Below are 18,589 nucleotides of genomic sequence, written 5' to 3'. Positions count from 1 at the left end.
GATTCTCTTAAATTTAATTGTTTGTTTTTGTAAGCTTTTATTATAGGATATTCTGTTTGTAATAATTGAGCAGCTGCTCTGGACTGTGACCTAATTTCCGTTTAAAATGAATCATCGCAAAATGATATTGTAATCGCCAAACACCATTTTGACGGTACCTTCTTGATGATGTAAAGAGTGTTAACGGGATAACAACGAATTGTTTTTTTGCATAAAGCCTACTAATAATATCATTGTCTTCATAAATTACATACTCTTCATTAAATCCTTTGATGTCTTGAAATAGTTGCGTTGTAACAAATAGCGATTGATCACCACCTCTAAAAGCAATATGATTTATCCTTGTAAACCATTGCGATAGTCTTAAAACGGGGTGGTTATCATTAAATTCCATTCTAAAACAACCCGCTTTATTTCCTTGGCTAACTTGGCTAATAATAGCTAAATCAAAATCTTGTGGCGGAAAGCTATCACAATGCAAAAAATACAAAATATCTCCTGAAGCACTATTTGCTCCTGTATTCATTTGTTTAGCTCTCCCTTTTTTAGATAAAACTAATTTTAAAGCATCATTGGCTTTTATTTTTTCAATAGTGCCGTCAATACTACCGCCATCTACAATAATGATTTCATAAGCTATTTTTTTTGAAAGTACTTTTTCAAGATGTGCTATTGTAGTTGCTATTGTACTTATTTCATTTAAAACAGGAATGATGATCGAAAGCTTATTCATTCAAGCTCCAGTTATAGTCCTTGTAACTAATTTTAGCGTTACTATTAATTTTAGTAGTACTGTACTGATTTAAGAAATCGATAACGGATCCTTTTTTCTTGAAATCTCCTTCAAACCAATCAAATATTTTTGAAATTTCTACTTTGTTTGCTGTGATTGTGTTTTTTGATTTATCATTAATAAATCTTTTTGAAGCAGCGCTCAGTTGATTACTTAGCTTACTTTCAGTATAGGCTTCGTTCAATAAACTAGGACATGAAAATGATGCACAGTTAATAGCAAAATGAATTCTTGGTTCTCCCATTTTACGCAATATTTCATGCTCTATTTCCTCTAAACTGTATTTTTTATTTCCTAGAGTAAAGAATTTTTGTCCCCAAGGATCTTTAATATCTTTAATACTTTTAGTAGGGTAATTGTCTAAAATTAATTTTACTGTAAAGGCATTGTAAGCATTAATCCAGTAGGCAAGTGTAGCATTGCGTGAGGTGTATTTTGTAGGTACGTTAGCAGCTAATTCATTTAAGTAGGACTGTAGTTCTCCACTGTTTTTTTGAAACCCTTTGTAGTTTACAGTTCCATTAGCACTTACATTTCTTTGTAATAATGTATTCCATTTTGAATGGCTTATGTTTTTTGCATCATCTGTGACTGTAATTTGAGTTTCCTGAGCAGGCAATTCTACATTACTTTTTGTTTTTCCGCAAGAAAGTAAAGGCAATAGCATTAAGCTGTATAATAATTTTTTCATTTTGTTTTTGTTTTTTGTGTTCTTATTATAAGAGACTGCAGCCTTTATGTTTCCTGACAAAAAAAAATAATTATTTTTTTAAAGGATAGAATTCTTGATGAATAAAATCTTTAGGAAATTCGTTTTCGTCACTAAATCCAAGTTCAATATCTCTACCGTCAGTTGGGATATAATTTGTTTTAAATAGGTAATCCCATAAACTCAACGAGATGCCAAAATTCACTCCATATTTATTAGGCATTTCTTTACTGTGATGCCAAATGTGCATTTTAGGATTGTTTAAAATGTATTTTAAATAGCCATAGTCCCAACCTATATTAGCATGGTTTAAATGACCAATAGCAATTGTAATAAAATGAACGATAAAAACATCTTGAAGATCCACACCACCTATTAAAATAATAGGAAGATACAATATTGATTTGTACACAATAGGTTCCATCCAGTTGTATCTAAAATGAGCTGCAAACCCCATCACTTTAATGCTATGGTGGGTTTTATGTATTTTCCATAAAAAAGGTATGCGGTGCAATAGTATATGAACCGTCCATTGGAGGAAATCACTTATCATAAAAAACGCAAACAACGCTAGTGGTGTAGGTAATTGAGATAGAGAAAAAAGCTGAATTGATGTTAACTCAAAACCAAAAAGTGATAAAAAGTCATTTATAAGTTGCGAAGTAATATTAGACAAAGCAATAAGCAGAATCAAATTAAGTAAGAAAAAATTAAAAAATAAGTAGAATAAGTCCAACCAGAAATCTTTTCTAAAAATGGCTTGTTTTTTTCGCCAAGGAAACAAAATCTCAAGAAGCCATACCACTAATGAAATCGCAATTAAACCATAGAAATAGTTGTCCCATTTCCAGTATAGAATTTCCTCTTTTAAGTAATTAAAATATCCGCTGTACGAGTTGATTATTAAGTCTATGTATTTATTCATTTTTTAATTATGCTTTACTTTTATTTTATTTTCAAAAAGGCTACAATTATAATCACTGCGACTCAAATCTTCAAAAGTATCAATATCGTTTAAGGTTTCTAATAAAGTAACTTTTTTACCTTCTAAATCATTTACTGTCGCCTCAAATACCGTAGCTGTTCCCCATTCTTTATTCTGAAATACGTCTTTATTGCTTTGGTTTAAACCCAATAAATAATAACCGCCATCCTCTGCAGGACCTAGTACGGCATCGTTATTTTCTAATTTTTTAAATGCCATTTCGATTTGTGAAGCTCTTAAATCAAATAAATCACTGCCTACAATTACGCAATGTTTATAACCCATTCCAAAAAGAGAATCAAAAGCCTGCTGCATTCGGTCTCCTAAATCACCACTTGCCTGAAGTTTTTTAATATAAAATTCATCTAACCAAATATCATCATTTATTATTGCAGTATCATAAAACACAAATTTATCACAGTCAATGGCATGCGTTACATTCTTAGTATGCAACAACAAGTCTTTGTAAACCGTTAAAGCATTTTCATCTCCAATTGTTTTTGCTAATCTAGTTTTGACTTTGCCTAACTCAGGGTTTCGTGTAAAAATAAGTAATGCCTTAGTTTTCATATATTTTCTTCCCTTTAGTTAAATACTTGCTCCATTTTTTATTAAAAGTATGCACACTATCTGTTTCTTTATTTTGATTGTTGACTACCTTTCTACCCTTATTTTTATATTCGAATATTCCACCGTAAAGGTTGAAAACTTTAGTGTAACCTAGCTTTTGCAATTTTTCTCCTATGTTTTCACTACGTACACCTATGGAACAATACACTACAATGGGTGTGTTTTTATCTTTAATAATAGTGGTTACCTTTTCATTCTCAAAGTGGTCATAGCCTATGAACACAGCATTTTTAATATGACTTACATTGTACTCATTAAGCTCTCTAGCGTCGAGAAATACAAACTTATCAGTTTCATTTAAAGCATCTACCATAATATAAGGAACTGATTCTTTATTCAGTAATTTCAAAACTTTAGGAATTGTACTTTGAGCTGCAATTGCTATCGAAAAAAAGAAACTTATTATGATTAATTGAACACGCATATTGTTTTTCATAAAGATATTTAATTTAATGGACGATTTAAAATTTATTTCCTGACAACATTTACGTTAATAAAGCTCCTTGGGTTTTATTATTATCTAGAACAACGACGTTTGAATAACTTCCATTTTAGTATTTCCATTGAAGTTGAAACTCGCAATAACTTCAAATTGTTTAGCATCAACATCAAATCTTCTTAAAATTACTGCTTCACAAAGAAAATGCATTGCAACCGATGTAAACAACTCATTTGCAATGATAAGTTTATCAGCAGTTAATTTTCTAGCAATAGATACATGTGGATCTACACTTTTATGAGTGATAGAAAAACGTATCTCCTTATGAAAACGTTTCATAATAGGAACTAGTGCTTGTTTAGAAATAGCATTTGGGGCTATGAAAAAGGCACCGTTAGGGTAACTTCCATAGTGTTCTAAAATTACTGGAACTGCTGAAACCGAATCTGCTATTCGAGTTACTTGTTTTGTTATGATTGCTAACTGCTCATCGGATGCTACAAATTCACCGATGGTAATGTGCGCCAAGGAATTTTTACTGTTATACCAGCCAATTTTGGTTGCTAAACGCTCTTTTAAAACGCTTATTTCTGCTACTATTTCTGGTGTTGGTTGAAAAACAAGAGAATAGGTGTTTTGCATCATTTTAATTTTTGATAAAGTTAGTATACAATTCTTCCACTTGAAAGAAAGCAACCTTTTTTAAGGTTATTTTAAACTATTCAAATTAAAATCTACATTGACTCTAATTGGTTAACCAAAAAAAGCATACCTTAGTTTATTATTAAATAGCACTACAAATGGCAGGATTATCAGCAGCAACCAAAGCGAAATTACAAACAATAAGTACGCCAACAATCGCAACTTGCTTGTTTAAAAAAGGGTTTAAAAACCAGTTTATTCAAGATGTAAAACCATTACAATTAGGGAAACCTAATATGGTAGGCGAGGCGTATACGTTGCGATCAATCCCAGCTCGTGAAGACCGCAACCCAATTACCGTTTTTAGAAATGCCGATCATCCGCAGCGTGTGGCGGTAGAGAATTGTCCTGCGGGTCATGTGCTTGTAATTGATAGTCGCAAAGATGCACGCGCGGCTTCAGGTGGCGACATTTTAGTAACTAGATTAATGGTACGTGGTGTTGCAGGAGTTGTAACAGACGGTGGTTTTAGAGATTCGGCTAATATTGCTAAGCTCGCCATCCCTTCCTATCATTCAAGACCAAGTGCTCCCACCAACCTCACGTTACATGAAGCGCTAGACATAAATGTACCAATTGCCTGTGGTGATGTAGCCGTTTTTCCGGGTGACGTTCTTGTGGGTGATGATGATGGTGTGATGGTAATTCCCGCACATATTGTTGACGAAGTAGCTAGTGAATGTATCGAAATGACCTTGTTTGAAGATTTTGTGCTAGAAAAAGTACAGCAAGGAAACGCCGTGATAGGTTTGTATCCAGCAACAAACGAAAAATGGGTAGCAGAATTTGCGCTTTGGCGAAAGCAAAAAGGAAATTAGTAAACGGCTTTTACAACAAGAAGTTCCTTGTGATTTTAGTAATACAATCTAAAATCGAGTAGCTTACACAAATCGTAATTTTTCTGATGCAGCTCTTCTACGATTTCAAATACGTTATCATTCTCCTTAAAAAAACTAAAAAATGCTTTGTCAAGATTAATACTCGTCAAACTATTAAATGCGGTACCATAGCCTGAAATGGCTTTGGCGCCAGTAACATCTATAAAAAACTGTGCTTCGTCTGAGCTTAAGTCTAGGACTTTTGAATTGGCAAAATGAACTATTTTACCAGTTAATTTACCTTCAAAAATTTCGGCTATTTCATCAAGAGTGTAGAAATAATCATTCAAGCAAATGCTATTGTCTTCGCCTTTCATAACGAGATAGATGATTTCGTAATCCTTGAAACCATGGTCATCATAAATCAAGGCATTCAAGCTGTCCTCAAGCCCTTCAATAGTATCACAAGTTTTATAAATACTTGCCACACCATAGTTAAAAGCGAGTTGCTCTAAATTAACGACTACCTCAGTTTCTGTTGCTATTTCTACATCAGCAACGCCTTCTAGGCAATAGATAAAAGTGTCTTGTTCGATAAAATTAGCTTTGTCAAGATGATTCATTAATAAAAAATAGATTTTAGGGTATGATTTATTGCTATACAAAATTAATCAAGTCGTTTTTAAATCTGGCTTCTATTAACAAATACTTAAGCTGTGTGTAAGAATTAATGGGTGTTACTCTTTGGCATATTTATTAGCAATGATACTAATAACAAAAATCTGTATTCCGTGAAAAATCATCAGGGGCAAGAGGATAATTCCCATGGCAGCCACATTTTGAAAAAGTATTTTCGAAAAAATAGTTCCGTGAACGAGCGATTTTTTAGTTCCACAAAATTGTGCTGTAATGCGATCCTCGTGTTTGAAATTTAGTTTTTTAGCAACTAAACCAATGGTAAGATAAACGCAATAAAATAATGCCAGCACACATATTGCAATAAGAGCAAGGTTTGTTAGGCTCAAAATGCTAAAAATACCTTCCTCAAATGAAGTGGCATAGGTTTTATAGATGATTAATAAAATTACTGATTTGTCAAAGGTCGTTAAGTAGCTGTTGTACTTAGCAGCTAGTTTTCCTAGAAAACGGTGCAATAGCAGTCCAACAATTACAGGAGCCAAAACTTCTGTGATTAATTTAAAATAGATGGTGCTCAAATCGAAATTAGCCGCTTTACTATTCAAAAATAAACCCATCCATAATGGTGTTATCGCTATCCCAATCAATCCCGAAATACTGGCATTAAAAATGGCTGCAGGAATGTTTCCTTTTGCGATCGAAACCATGACCACACTTGATGAAACAGTAGATGGAAGGGAAGCGATAAAGAAAAAAGCCAACCAAATGGTTTTAGTATTTTCTGTTTGCATTAAAGGATAAAACAACAATACAATTATAGGAAATAGTAAAAAAGTGGAAGCCTGCACCAACAGATGCAGCTTCCAGTTTACCAATCCGCTTTTTATTTGCTCCGGGCTTAATTTAAGTCCGTAGAAAAAAAACAGCAGTGAAATTCCTATACTCGCCATTTTGTCTAAATCTAACGGACTTGATTTACCCCCAAACTGCGGAAATAAGTACGATAGAAAAAGGGTAATAACTATGGCGATAACGAATTTATCAATCTTTATTTTCATTTTTTTGTTCTGATTTTAAAGCCAAACTTATGTTCTGGCTAATGGTCGTGTCGTCTTCTATTATTAGTATATTCATCCTGGCAAAGATAGTATTCGTATTGAAATCCTACTTTATTTTTATGTTTTAATAATTGTTGACAGATTGATTTAGAGATTCTCAAAGAGATTATAAAAATAGTTGCAATAGGCTGCCCCTTTTTTTAAGAATTATGCTTAAATTAGCTTAGGCTTTCGCCTTAACTAAATAGTAATTTAAAATAAACAATATGAAAAAAATCAGCCTTTTTTGTCTGGCGCTATCTTGTATAGGGCTTCAAAGTTGCAAAAATAATCAAGAAGAAAAAGCAGAAATACCAGCAGAAACACCATCAGAACTAGCTGTTCAGAAATCAGTGAGCTCAGAATGCTATCAGGCGATTTATGAACAAGATACTTTGATGTTAAAATTAAACACCTTAGAGAGTGGCGAAATAACTGGAGATATGACGATGACCATCGAGAACATGCCCACTAAACAAGGGAATCTTGCAGGAGAATTTAAAGGCGACACGCTTTATGCAAGTTATACTTTTATTCAAGGAGATTACAAAGAGAAAACATATAAAAATCCAATGGCCTTCTTGAAAAAAGGAGACCAACTAATATTAGGAAATGGAGAAATCCAAACGACTATGGGCGCTTCTTACTTTGTAAAAGGCAAACCTATTGATTTTGAAAGAGTAAAGTATAAGTTTGATAAAGTTGCTTGTGAATAGTTAAACAAAAAAAGGAAACGGTGGTAGAGGGTAACAAAAAAAACTTCTTTTTAAAAAGTTCTTATTAAAACATCAAATAAGGATTTGATTTAATTTTTTTTTACTCTAATTTAATTTTCTAATAACACAAAGGTTTAAAACAAACTAAAAGAGCATAAACATTAACGTTTATGCTCTTTTTTTGTTTTTTACAATTTTTTGTATTTAAGGATTTTTTTCAGTGCTCTCCGGTTGTTTTCTGTTTTTTAGCTAACTGAATGTGTTTTATTTTAACTGTTCCAAGATTTTAAAAAATGTACTATAAAAGCAAATGAAATTTTACGAATTAAATACTATTCGTTTTACAACAAATAGCTAAGAGTAAATTTGTTACAAGTGAGAAAGTCGACTAAATAGTAGTAAACAAAAGTTATTAATGCTAACGACGACAATCTTCCTCCATTTTAAAAGTATATTGGACAACTGAAAAAGTAAGTTACACTTAAAAAAAAACTATAAATTAAAAAAACAAACATTAGTGATTTGTATAAATAAAATTAACTAAATGATAATGAGTATGTTCCTTCAAGGGTAAATAGATTATGGCTTATTGTTGATACATACTGCACACATGTTGTTTTAAATAATAGCGAAAAAAACATTTATTCCAGTGTTGATTGTAAACAATGAATTGAGTTTTAATTTTTTTAGTGCTGGATGTTGTTTTTAAAGTGTAATGTAGTTTCCTTGGCAAAAGTAAAATATTTTCCCTCGAAGTCTTGCTATAAAAACAGGTTGTATTAAAGTAGAGTTGGTTAATAAAAAAAGGTGTTTTGTATAAAAATTATAAAGCACCTTTTTTTTATAGTAATTTGTATATATAGTGACTAAAATATTAAAGGACTATATCCATTTTAGTGTTCTTCTTAACTCTTTTAGGTGTTATTTTAAGACTTTTTAAAGAAATAAAGTCGTATATAAAAATAATTTAGTTGATTTTAAAACTTACTTGCGGTTAATGTAGATTTCTAAAATAGCGAGAATTATGACAATTAATTTAAAAATGTCATTAAATTTAATAGACTTGTTTTTTACATTTTTATTTGAATTAAAATACATAAGTGAAGACTAAAAGAAGTCAATATAAACATTAAAATCTTTTTTATTAAAAAAAAAAAAAACAAGAACAAATAGTCTAGAAAAGCTAGTAAATACGGTATAAAAATAGGTCTTTACTTAGTTTTATGAGTAATCTATTTATGTTAAATTTTACTTGATAAATACTAAATTATAAAACAAAGTGTTTATGTGGTAGTAAATTATGGGTTTATATCATTTTATTTGACTTTATTTTGAATTATACACAAAATAGGTTTTAAAGTGGTTATCGTAATTAATGAAGACGAGCTTTATTAAATTAATGTTATAATCTTGGGCAGTTATAAAATTAATTTGAATAAATTTTTAGGAAAATAATTGTGTTTCATAAGTACTTATGAATAGAATAATCGAATTACGATTAGGCAATTAAGTTTACTATAACTGATGTAATAGTAAATTCAATAAAGAATAAATTTTAATAATTAAATAAGTAACTATCATGAAAAAACTAAACTTTAGTTTTGTAGCATTGTTATTCCTATATGGATTAATGCTAAACGCTCAAACTCCTGAAGGAGAATTAAAAAGGTGGCACAAGGTTTCATTGACTTTTAATGGACCTAACACAAACGAAACGGCAACTCCTAATCCGTTTTCGGATTATAGATTCGAAATTACTTTTACTCACGAATCAAGTAATAAAAGTTACACTGTTCCTGGTTATTTTGCCGCTTGTGGTGATGCAGAGAATAACAGCTGCGTAGCGGGAAATAAATGGAGAGTAAACTTTGCACCAGATCAAACAGGAAAATGGAATTGGAAAGCATCATTTAAATCAGGATCCAATGTGGCTATCAATGGTGGTGGTGTTAGTGGAGGATTTATGGATGGTACTTCAGGAAGTATGGTTATCACAGAATCTGACAAATCAGGTAAAGATTTTAGGAATAAAAACCTAGGGAGACTTGAATATGTTGGAGAACATTATTTAAGGTTTGTTGGAACAAATCCGGCGAACCCAAATGGTCCTTGGTTTACTAAAGCAGGTGCCGATTCACCAGAAAATGCATTTAATTATGCTGATTTTGATGCTACTCCAAATTTTAAAAACAATCTTAATAAATTTGGAAACAAAACATGGGAGAGTCATTTAATTGACTATGTAGCTGCAGATGCTAGTGCCTACACATGGAATGGCGGAAAAGGTAAAGGATTATTAGGGGCAGTAAATTATTTGTCAAGTCAAGGTGCAAATTCAATGTCATTCTTAACCTGGAATACAGGTGGAGATGACGGAGCTGTTTTTCCTCATATTTTAATGGGTACAACTACTGATTATGAAAGTACTGATCGTGGGGGACAATGGAATAAAATGCACAAGGATCGTTTTGATGTTTCAAAATTAGCTCAATGGGAGAAAATAATGGAATATGCTGATAAAAAAGGATTGTATTTGCATTTTAAAACTATGGAGACTGAAAACGATAACTTCATGGATGGTAATACTTTGGGTAGAGAACGAAAATTATACTACAGAGAACTTATTGCAAGGTTTGGACACCATTTAGCTTTAAACTGGAATTTAACTGAAGAAACTACTCTTCCAGATGATGTAGCAAAAGCAACTGCAACTTACATTAAAAGTATTGATCCCTATAGTCATAATATTGTGATTCATACTTTTCCTGGTGAACAAGATAAAAGATACAATCCCTTATTAGGTAACACTAACATAACAGGAGCTTCTATTCAAACAGATAAAAATAAAGTTCATAACGATGTTAAGAGATGGCTAGAGAAATCTAGAAATGCTGGTAAAAAATGGGTGGTTGCAAATGATGAACAAGGAAGTGCTGGAGAAGGTATTCGTGTTGCAAGTGCTGCATCAATAAGAAAAGATGTTTTATGGGGATCTTTGATGGCTGGAGGAACTGGAGTAGAATACTATTACGGTTACACTGAGACAGATGGTGACATCAATAATCAAAACCATAGATTAAGAGGTGATTTATACAAACAAGGAAGTTATGCCTTAGACTTTTTCTATAAATACATGCAATCTTATATGATAGATATGGTTAGTTCTGATGAATTGACTTCAGATTCTAGTGATTTTGTATTTGCCAATGCAGGAGTTGCTTATGCAATTTATAGAACAAATGGGGGTTCAGTTACTTTAAACTTACCTACAGGAAATAGTAATTACGATGTACAGTGGTACAACCCAAGAGTTGGTGGAGACTTAACTTCAAAGTCAACTTTAGGAACAAATTTGGTTGCTCCTGATAATAATGACTGGGTTGCATTGATCGTAAAAAGAGAGGGTTCAGGTAGTGGTTCAGGTGACGGAAACGGAAATGGAAACGATTGTGTAAGTCAAGTAACAGCACCTGCATCTGATGATGCTTATTTACAAGGTACTACACGTTTTAATACTGGAGATTTAAGAGTAGAAAGCGGAAAAAGAGTATCGTATTTAAAATTTGTAGTTCCTACAGTTACAGCTGCTATTACTAATGCAAAATTAGTTCTTACAGTATCATCAGATAGTGGTAATGGATTAATAGAGATTTTTAAAGGAAACTCAAATACTTGGACAGAAGGAGCGATTACTTCAACTAATAAACCAAATGAAGAGACTTCAATAGGAACATTAAACACAAATTATAATATTGGTCAATCCTACGAATGGGCATTATCAGGATTGAAATCTGGGGAAACAATAACTCTAATTGTTAAACAAACAGGAGGTAATGATGTTTCATTTTCTTCTAAAGAAGGGGCAAATGCACCAAAAATAATTTTAAATGTAGCTTGTACAACCGCAAGTAGAATTATAGCTAATAACGAATTAAAAATAATGGTTTATCCTAATCCTATTCGTGACAATGCTACAGTTTCTGGTTTGCAAATAGGTGATAAGGTAAGTGTTTATGATTTTTCAGGAAACAAGAAATTACAATTCAAAGCAAAATCAGAAAATGAAGTTGTTGATTTTTCTACTTTGAAAGAAGGTACTTATTTTGTTTCTATAAACGGTAATAAAGGGATTCAAGTTATAAAAAAATAGTAAAATTTATTTTCTCGTTAGTTGTTTTTATGGCATCAAAGTTTTTTTTGATTCTAGATAAAATAGCTAACGAGTTTTTTATTTAAAATAAAAACAATTATGAAAAATAATACATCTTATAAAAAACTATTTTTAATAGTCTTTATGTGTTTAATGAATTTAGTTTACTCCCAGCCACCTGAACCAGAATTAGGGCAGCGTTGGGTTAGAAACGATCAATATTCAGATGAATTTAACGGTACAAGTCTTAATGCTAATAAATGGAATAATACCTTCTCTGGTTGGCAAGGAAGAAAGCCAGCCTATTTTAATCCAAATACGGTAAGTGTTACAGGAGGGAATATGGTTATACGAAATAATCCAGGAGTACCTGCAGGAACTCAAAGTGGCTATACAATTTCAGGAGGAGCGGTACAATCTAAAGGAGAAAGTGCCTTTTATGGCTATTATGAATGCAATTTTAAATCATCTAAGATAAACATGTCAACTACTTTTTGGCTTTCATCATCAAAAAGAGACGAACTTAGAACTACTGATAATAATGACTCTTATAGTCAAGAGCTAGACATTGCTGAGAGTATTGGAGGAACAGGTAGCTTTAGTAGTGATTTTAGAAAAAAAATGAAATTCAATACGCATTATAGATTACGCAAAGATCCAGGTTCGGCCGAAATATTTTATTCAAGAGGAAACAATGAGGTAGAAATAAGAGATGGAGATTTACAAGGCGGAGACGCGTCTCTACGAGGAGGTACAGAGGCAGGAGATGCATTTCATACTTACGGTTGTTACTGGATAAATGCTAAAGAAGCTGCTTTTTATGTAGATAATAATGCTATAGGTGTTGTTAAGTTTAGAACGGATATAGTGTCTGATCCTTTCAAAGATCCAATGAAAATTAATATGGTAACCGAAACGTATGATTGGGCAAGACCACTGCCTACTAATGCACAATTAAGCGATAATAACATTAATGCTTCTCAATATAATTGGATTAGAGCTTATGCAAAATTACCAGTGGATGAAGTTACAAATCTTGATGATGAAAATGAAGCAGTCTTTACACAATCAGTAGATTTTAAGAGTTTTATTGGTACAAGAAATGCAGCAAATACTTATTCATTTCCTGTGTTGTACAAATCAAATGCTGATAGAACAATCCGAATTGTAATTAAAAAGAGTAATGGTGAAGTAATAAAGGAACAAGATTATGTAGCTTTAGCTGGATTTGGTCATAAAGCATTTACAGTAAGTTTAACCAGTTCATTGGCTTCAGGAATTTATTCAGTTACTGTTCAACTTATGAATGGTACAAATGTAATTGCTAGTAAGATTCAAAATTTAACTATTCAAGGTGGTATTATTCCAAATCCTACTACACAATTAATTGCAAATGGTGACTATACTATAGAATCTACTTCTTCAAATCAAAGATTACTTTCTAGAGCTGCAGATAATCACAATGCAGTAATGCATGATCCGTTAACTTATAATGACCAAAAATGGGTTTTTAATCATTTAGGAAATAATGTATACACAATCAAAAATAAAGGAACAAACAGATTTTTAGAAGTTCCAAATGCGGTTTGTCAAAATAGCACTCAAGTAAATACCTATTCAAATGCGACATCTACACATCAGCAATGGAAAGTAGTGCAAAATGGTAATGGAATTTACGGTTTACAACCAGCTCATTGTTTAACACAAGGTTTAGATAGAAATAATGGAACGTTGAATACTAATGTTCATACTTACAATTATTCTGAAAGTAATGGCAATCAAAAGTGGAAAATTATTGCTGATAATACTACATTAAAAGTTAAGAATATACTTTCTTCAACAACAGACTCTAATATCACTATTTATCCTAACCCAGCGAAAGATATTATCATTATTTCAGGAGTTGAAAATGTAGAAAATATTTCAGTTGTAGCTCTTTCAGGCAGAAAAATTAGTGTCGAAAAACAAAAAACAGACAACGAAATTTCATTAAACATCAGTAACCTTCCATCAGGTACTTATATCGCTGTAATTGAGAATGATAAACAGCCAGTTTCATTGAAATTCATTAAAGAATAAAACTCAAACTTTATTAAAACCAAAGAGTAAGAGTATTTCTTATTCTTTGGTTACTATTTACAAATAATCATTTTAAAACAAACAAAAACATGAAATTTTTTAAAAAAGGAATACAATTTTCAGCAATTTTGTTGTTAAGCACCGTTTCAAACGCACAGGACTGGAATACTGTTCCAGTACCCGCAAATGCAGGAGTAGATAAAGTTTGGGAACTTCAAACAGCACAGTCAGACGATTTTAATTATAATTTTAACCCAACTCCAAATGCGGCTACAATAGGAGGGAAATGGACTAATTTTTACCACAATGCATGGGATGGTCCTGGACCAACAAAATGGAAAAGAGAAAACGTTTCTGTTTCAGGAGGTTTTTTAAAACTAAAAGCTTCAAGAGTTCCTGGAGAACTTAAAACCTATCCAGTAAATGGTACTACAGACACAAAACCCGCTACTCGTTCTGGTTGTATAACATCTAATACAAAAGTAATATATCCTGTTTTTGTGGAAGCAAGAATAAAGGTAATGAACTCTGTAATGGCTTCTAATATTTGGATGCTTTCACCAGATGACACACAAGAATTAGACATTTTAGAATGTTATGGAGGAAAAGGAAATGATAACAGAAACTCCTTTTTTTCGGATCGAATACATCTAAGTCACCATGTATTTGAGAGAAGCAACCAAAACAACATCTTAGATTATCAACCCGCAGATTGGAATAGTTGGTGGAGAAGAAGTGATGTTTCACAATGGGGTGGAAAATGGGTTCGTATAGGAATGTACTGGAAAAGCCCAACAGTTTTTGAATATTATGTAGATGGTCAACATGTAAGAACGATAGATAACACAGTATTTGCAACTAAAAATATAGATGATATTTGGGAATATACTTACCCATCTGGCTTTACAAATGGAGTACTAGATAAATTTACTTCAGGGCAACAGTCAGGTTATCAAAAAGCACTTTCTGCAACTAGTTTAGCTAATGCAAAAGCACTTTCAACAACTAGTGTAATAGATCCTTATAATTTTTTAAATAATGGAAAGCAAATTACTAAGGAACTAGAAATAATAATAAATATAGAAGATCAAAATTGGCAAGCAGTAGCAGGAAGAACTCCAAATGCAGCAGAAATTGCTAATGAATCCGATCATACTATGTTAATTGATTGGGTACGTGTTTATAAACCAGTTCCATCTAATGCTAACGGAAATAATGAGTTGGTAAACTTAGCTCTAAATAAAACAGCGACACAGTCTAGCGATTATAATAGTAGTTTAATAGCTTCTAAAGCGATAGACGGGAATAGAAACAATTTTACGCACACAACTGAAGATGCTAATGCTTGGTTAGAAGTAGATTTAGGAGCTAATTATGATATTGATACGATCAAAATTTTTAATAGAGATGATTGTTGTCAAGATAGATTACAGAATTATCAATTATTTGTTTCTAGTAATCCATTCACCTCTAAAAATATTGTAACAACAGCAAATCAATCTAATGTTGGAGTTTATTATCAAAAAGATATAGCTTCTTCACCTACAACGGCAAATATTGGAAGAAAAGGGCGCTATGTGAGAGTGCAATTAATTGGTACAAATTTTTTACATATCAGTGAATTAGAAGTATGGGGGAAAAACATTAATTTATCGAAAAACTACAACGTTATAGCTGATGAAGGTACTATCAAATTATATCCAAACCCTACTACTGATGTTTTGGCTGTATCTGGTTTAACAAAAGACGATGGTGAAATTACAATTGTAGAAAATAGATCAGGTAAAATTGTAACTACAATTAATGCTATTTTGTCAGATAATCAAACTATTGATGTTTCAAAACTTCCTGCTGGTATTTATAGTCTAACAACTGCTAGTAGAAAATCAATTCAGTTTATAAAAAATTAAAATAATGAAAAATATAAAATTAACGATATCAATTGCATTGATAAGTTTTGTTTTACCTAAAGGGTACGGACAAACATTAGATACAAACTATTTCAATGACTTGAAAAGTGCAAAAAGTACTTCTTCAAACACTATAAATTGGCAACAAGTGGGACCTGGGAATTCAGGATATTGTGATGCTTTTTTTATTCATCCTACAGATGATAATACAATGTTCATGTTTCCAGATTTAGACAATGCTTATCTTTCTAGTAACGATGGTGAAACTTGGGAAACTTTAAAAGATTCAGATGGTGATGGTGATTATTTAAGAGAATCTACAGCGATAGATTTTTCAAGACAAAATCCTGATTTAGGTTATGTAATCGACGTTCGTGGTAGAATGTTGAAAACAACAAATAGAGGTAAAGATTGGTTATTAGTAAATAATTTTCCTGCTACAAGTAGATTAGCTTCTTTAAGTATAGATCCTAAAAATGCAAACATTATTTATGTAGGTGGTGGAGATTTCTTTAACGTAAAAGACAATCATAGAACTAAAGCTATTTTAGATAATCGAGATCTTAATTATAGATATCCTTATGCAGAATATGGTGTTATTTATAAAACGACTAATGGAGGGACAACTTGGACTACTATTAGAGATAATGGTTTACCAAGAAATGCTGATATTGGAAAAATAATTATTAATCCTAAAGCGACTTCTATTTTAACTTTAGCAACTAGTCATGGAGTGTTTTTAAGTACAAATTCAGGAGTGAGTTGGGAGAAAAAAGGAACAGGTTTACCTAATAATATGCCAAGAGATATGGTTGCTAGGTTAGAATCAGGGGTTCATACTTTATACTGTATAGATCAAACCAGTTTTGTTGCTACTGGTAGCGGTGTAAATAGATCAATAAATTCTGTAGGAGGTGTTTACAAAAGTATTAATAATGGAGAAAATTGGACGAATGTAAGCGGTGATTTAGGCATTGATTTGACAAAAATAAATAATAATAGTTCATTAATAAATAGATATTATAGTGTAGTAGCCCTTTGGTTTGGAATTAGTGTACAAAATGCTAGAACGACCTATCCAAAGTTACCAACAAAAGCGTTACCTGTTTTTAATAGAATAGTTGTAGATCCTAGAAATGATACAAGAATATATATTACGCATAATAGCAAGCACGATTATTCTTTTGGAGCAGGAGATGTGTGGAGTACAAATAATTCAGGAGTAAAATGGAGTCCTATTTTAAGATCTGGGAATTACTGGAATAGTGGTAATGATGATGCTTATTGGTCTACCAAAGGAAATGTAGGGTCAAATGCTACTTTTGCTCATATTCAAACTGAAATAGATAGAACTGGAGAAACACACGGAAATAGATTTCTTGGAATTGATTCTAGAGGGTATGTATATGCATCTGTAGACCAACAAACATTGCGTTCAACAGACGATGGTCTAAATTGGTACCAAAGAGATGATATGGGATCTGCAAACGGATGGAAAGGAAGAGGAGATAGTAATTTACCTGGTAGAGCAATTGTTTTAGAAACAGGAAGAGATGGTATTTATTTATTTTCTAGTGGAGAACATGGTTTATGGCAAAGTGCATCTCAAACAGCCCCTCTATATTTAAAGCAAATTGAAGGACAAGTTAATCATCAGGGATCTACTTCAATAGCTTCTGTTGCTGTTCATCCTACAAATCCAGATATTATCTATACGATGCAATTTCGTCAAGATCATAGAGGAGAATTAAGAAAAACCATAAATGGTGGAGCAACATGGAGTACCGTATCTAATCCTTTACCTACTACTGGAACAAATGTATCTACTTCAGATCAAATTTTAAATCATTCGTTAACAATTGATTATGCTAATCCAGCAAACATTTATTTTAATACTATAGGCTCTCCTATAAATGAGGTTTTTGGTACTGCTGCTCCTTTCTCAAGTCATGGTGTCTATAAAAGTACTAATTCAGGAACTAGTTTTAGTAGAATTAATGGATCAGGTGCTTTTCAGTTGCCTGCTAATGGAACAACAGTAAATAGAATAAAAATAGATCCTACATCTCCAAATATTTTATATGCTGCTTGTGTATTAAAAGAGGGTACACCAGGCGGACTGTATAGAACTACAAATAGAGGAAATAAATGGGAAAAAGTAACTATTCCTTCTGAAATTAAATCAGTAAACAATATTCATATTCAGAAAACAGCAGGGAAAAATGTATTGTTTATTTCATGTGGCTCTTTTGAGGGTGCAGCAAATGAAGGAGGAGTTTGGAAAAGTACAGATAACGGAATGAATTGGATAAAAATATTTGATTTACCATATGTGTGGTACACAGAAGTTTCAACTATTAATCCTAACATTATAACGGTCGCTGCTGGTGCACAAAATGTAAAAAAAGCAAGTTTAAATGTACTTAATCCAGGAGCTTATATCTCTTTTGATGGTGGAAGTACATGGATAAAAGCAAATAATAATTTAGGACAACCTCATAAAGTTCTTGAAGTAAGACCCGATCCTAAAAATGAAAAAGTTTTCTGGTGTACGTTACAAGGTAGCGGATGGGCAAGAGGAGTTTATAATGGAGCTATACTTTCTGATACGTTAAACTTAGATCCTACTAAAAAATCAAATACAGTTCTTAATGAAACGGTAAAATTATATCCAAATCCTATTCGTGACAATGCTACAATTTCAGGTTTGCAAATAGGTGATAAAGTAATTGTTTATGATTTTTCAGGTAACAGGAAATTACAATTCAAAGCAAAATTAGAAAATGAAGTTGTTGATTTTTCTACTTTGAAAGAAGGGACTTATTTTGTTTCTATAAATGGTAATAAAGGGATTCAAGTGATTAAAAAACAATAAAATTTATTTTCTCGTTAAGTATTTTTAATAGTATCAACTATTTTTTT

Annotated in this window: 14 protein-coding genes; 6 read left to right on the top strand and 8 right to left on the bottom strand. The window is 31.9% G+C overall.

Annotated elements, in window-relative coordinates:
- Positions 1-40: 40 nt before the first annotated feature.
- The 6 genes from ACVEGE_RS00800 to ACVEGE_RS00775 form a co-directional block, all read right to left on the bottom strand.
- On the bottom strand, positions 41-733 hold the full coding sequence (locus ACVEGE_RS00800) for a TIGR04283 family arsenosugar biosynthesis glycosyltransferase (protein ID WP_192501979.1): 693 nt from the start codon (positions 731-733) through the stop codon (positions 41-43).
- On the bottom strand, positions 726-1,484 hold the full coding sequence (locus ACVEGE_RS00795) for a DUF547 domain-containing protein (protein WP_173854422.1): 759 nt from the start codon (positions 1,482-1,484) through the stop codon (positions 726-728). The genes ACVEGE_RS00800 and ACVEGE_RS00795 overlap by 8 nt, the downstream gene beginning before the upstream one ends.
- Positions 1,485-1,554: 70 nt before the next feature.
- Positions 1,555-2,427 (bottom strand): sterol desaturase family protein, encoded by an 873-nt coding sequence (locus tag ACVEGE_RS00790; RefSeq protein WP_173854423.1) that lies wholly within the window; start codon positions 2,425-2,427, stop codon positions 1,555-1,557.
- 3 nt (positions 2,428-2,430) lie between these two features.
- Positions 2,431-3,057, bottom strand: a complete 627-nt coding sequence (locus ACVEGE_RS00785) for a TIGR04282 family arsenosugar biosynthesis glycosyltransferase (protein ID WP_192501980.1) — start codon at positions 3,055-3,057, stop codon at positions 2,431-2,433.
- A complete protein-coding gene (locus tag ACVEGE_RS00780; protein WP_225738196.1) occupies positions 3,047-3,553 on the bottom strand; it encodes a rhodanese-like domain-containing protein in 507 nt (168 codons plus the stop codon). Before ACVEGE_RS00780 ends, ACVEGE_RS00785 begins: the two co-directional genes overlap by 11 nt.
- Positions 3,554-3,637: 84 nt before the next feature.
- A complete protein-coding gene (locus tag ACVEGE_RS00775) occupies positions 3,638-4,201 on the bottom strand; it encodes a 2'-5' RNA ligase family protein (RefSeq protein ID WP_225738197.1) in 564 nt (187 codons plus the stop codon).
- Positions 4,202-4,356: 155 nt separating this feature from the next.
- On the opposite strand from ACVEGE_RS00775, the gene ACVEGE_RS00770 reads away from it, so the two are divergent.
- The gene (locus ACVEGE_RS00770; protein WP_192501981.1) at positions 4,357-5,076 is read left to right on the top strand and encodes a ribonuclease activity regulator RraA; all 720 of its coding nucleotides are present in this window, start codon (positions 4,357-4,359) and stop codon (positions 5,074-5,076) included.
- 35 nt (positions 5,077-5,111) lie between these two features.
- Here the strand turns inward: ACVEGE_RS00770 and ACVEGE_RS00765 are convergent, their stop codons facing one another.
- Together ACVEGE_RS00765 and ACVEGE_RS00760 are read right to left on the bottom strand one after the other, a co-directional pair.
- On the bottom strand, positions 5,112-5,699 hold the full coding sequence (locus ACVEGE_RS00765; RefSeq protein ID WP_192501982.1) for a DUF6642 family protein: 588 nt from the start codon (positions 5,697-5,699) through the stop codon (positions 5,112-5,114).
- Between the two features lie 114 nt (positions 5,700-5,813).
- Positions 5,814-6,773: a bile acid:sodium symporter family protein gene (locus ACVEGE_RS00760; protein ID WP_192501983.1), complete on the bottom strand. Its 960-nt coding sequence runs from the start codon at positions 6,771-6,773 to the stop codon at positions 5,814-5,816.
- A 266-nt stretch (positions 6,774-7,039) separates the two neighbouring features.
- Here ACVEGE_RS00760 and ACVEGE_RS00755 point away from each other — a divergent pair, with 266 nt between their 5' ends.
- From ACVEGE_RS00755 to ACVEGE_RS00735, 5 genes are all read left to right on the top strand, one after another.
- The gene (locus ACVEGE_RS00755) at positions 7,040-7,528 is read left to right on the top strand and encodes a hypothetical protein (protein ID WP_173857398.1); all 489 of its coding nucleotides are present in this window, start codon (positions 7,040-7,042) and stop codon (positions 7,526-7,528) included.
- A gap of 1,579 nt (positions 7,529-9,107) precedes the next feature.
- On the top strand, positions 9,108-11,678 hold the full coding sequence (locus ACVEGE_RS00750) for a DUF5060 domain-containing protein (RefSeq protein ID WP_173857086.1): 2,571 nt from the start codon (positions 9,108-9,110) through the stop codon (positions 11,676-11,678).
- Positions 11,679-11,777: 99 nt separating this feature from the next.
- Positions 11,778-13,757: an RICIN domain-containing protein gene (locus ACVEGE_RS00745; RefSeq protein WP_458008611.1), complete on the top strand. Its 1,980-nt coding sequence runs from the start codon at positions 11,778-11,780 to the stop codon at positions 13,755-13,757.
- Positions 13,758-13,846: 89 nt separating this feature from the next.
- Positions 13,847-15,667, top strand: a complete 1,821-nt coding sequence (locus ACVEGE_RS00740) for a galactose-binding domain-containing protein (RefSeq protein ID WP_458008610.1) — start codon at positions 13,847-13,849, stop codon at positions 15,665-15,667.
- A 4-nt stretch (positions 15,668-15,671) separates the two neighbouring features.
- Positions 15,672-18,542 (top strand): T9SS type A sorting domain-containing protein, encoded by a 2,871-nt coding sequence (locus ACVEGE_RS00735; RefSeq protein ID WP_192501855.1) that lies wholly within the window; start codon positions 15,672-15,674, stop codon positions 18,540-18,542.
- Positions 18,543-18,589 lie beyond the last annotated feature (47 nt).

Source organism: Flavobacterium sp. PL002, from assembly GCF_054165825.1.
This window is presented reverse-complemented; position numbering and strand designations above follow the sequence as displayed.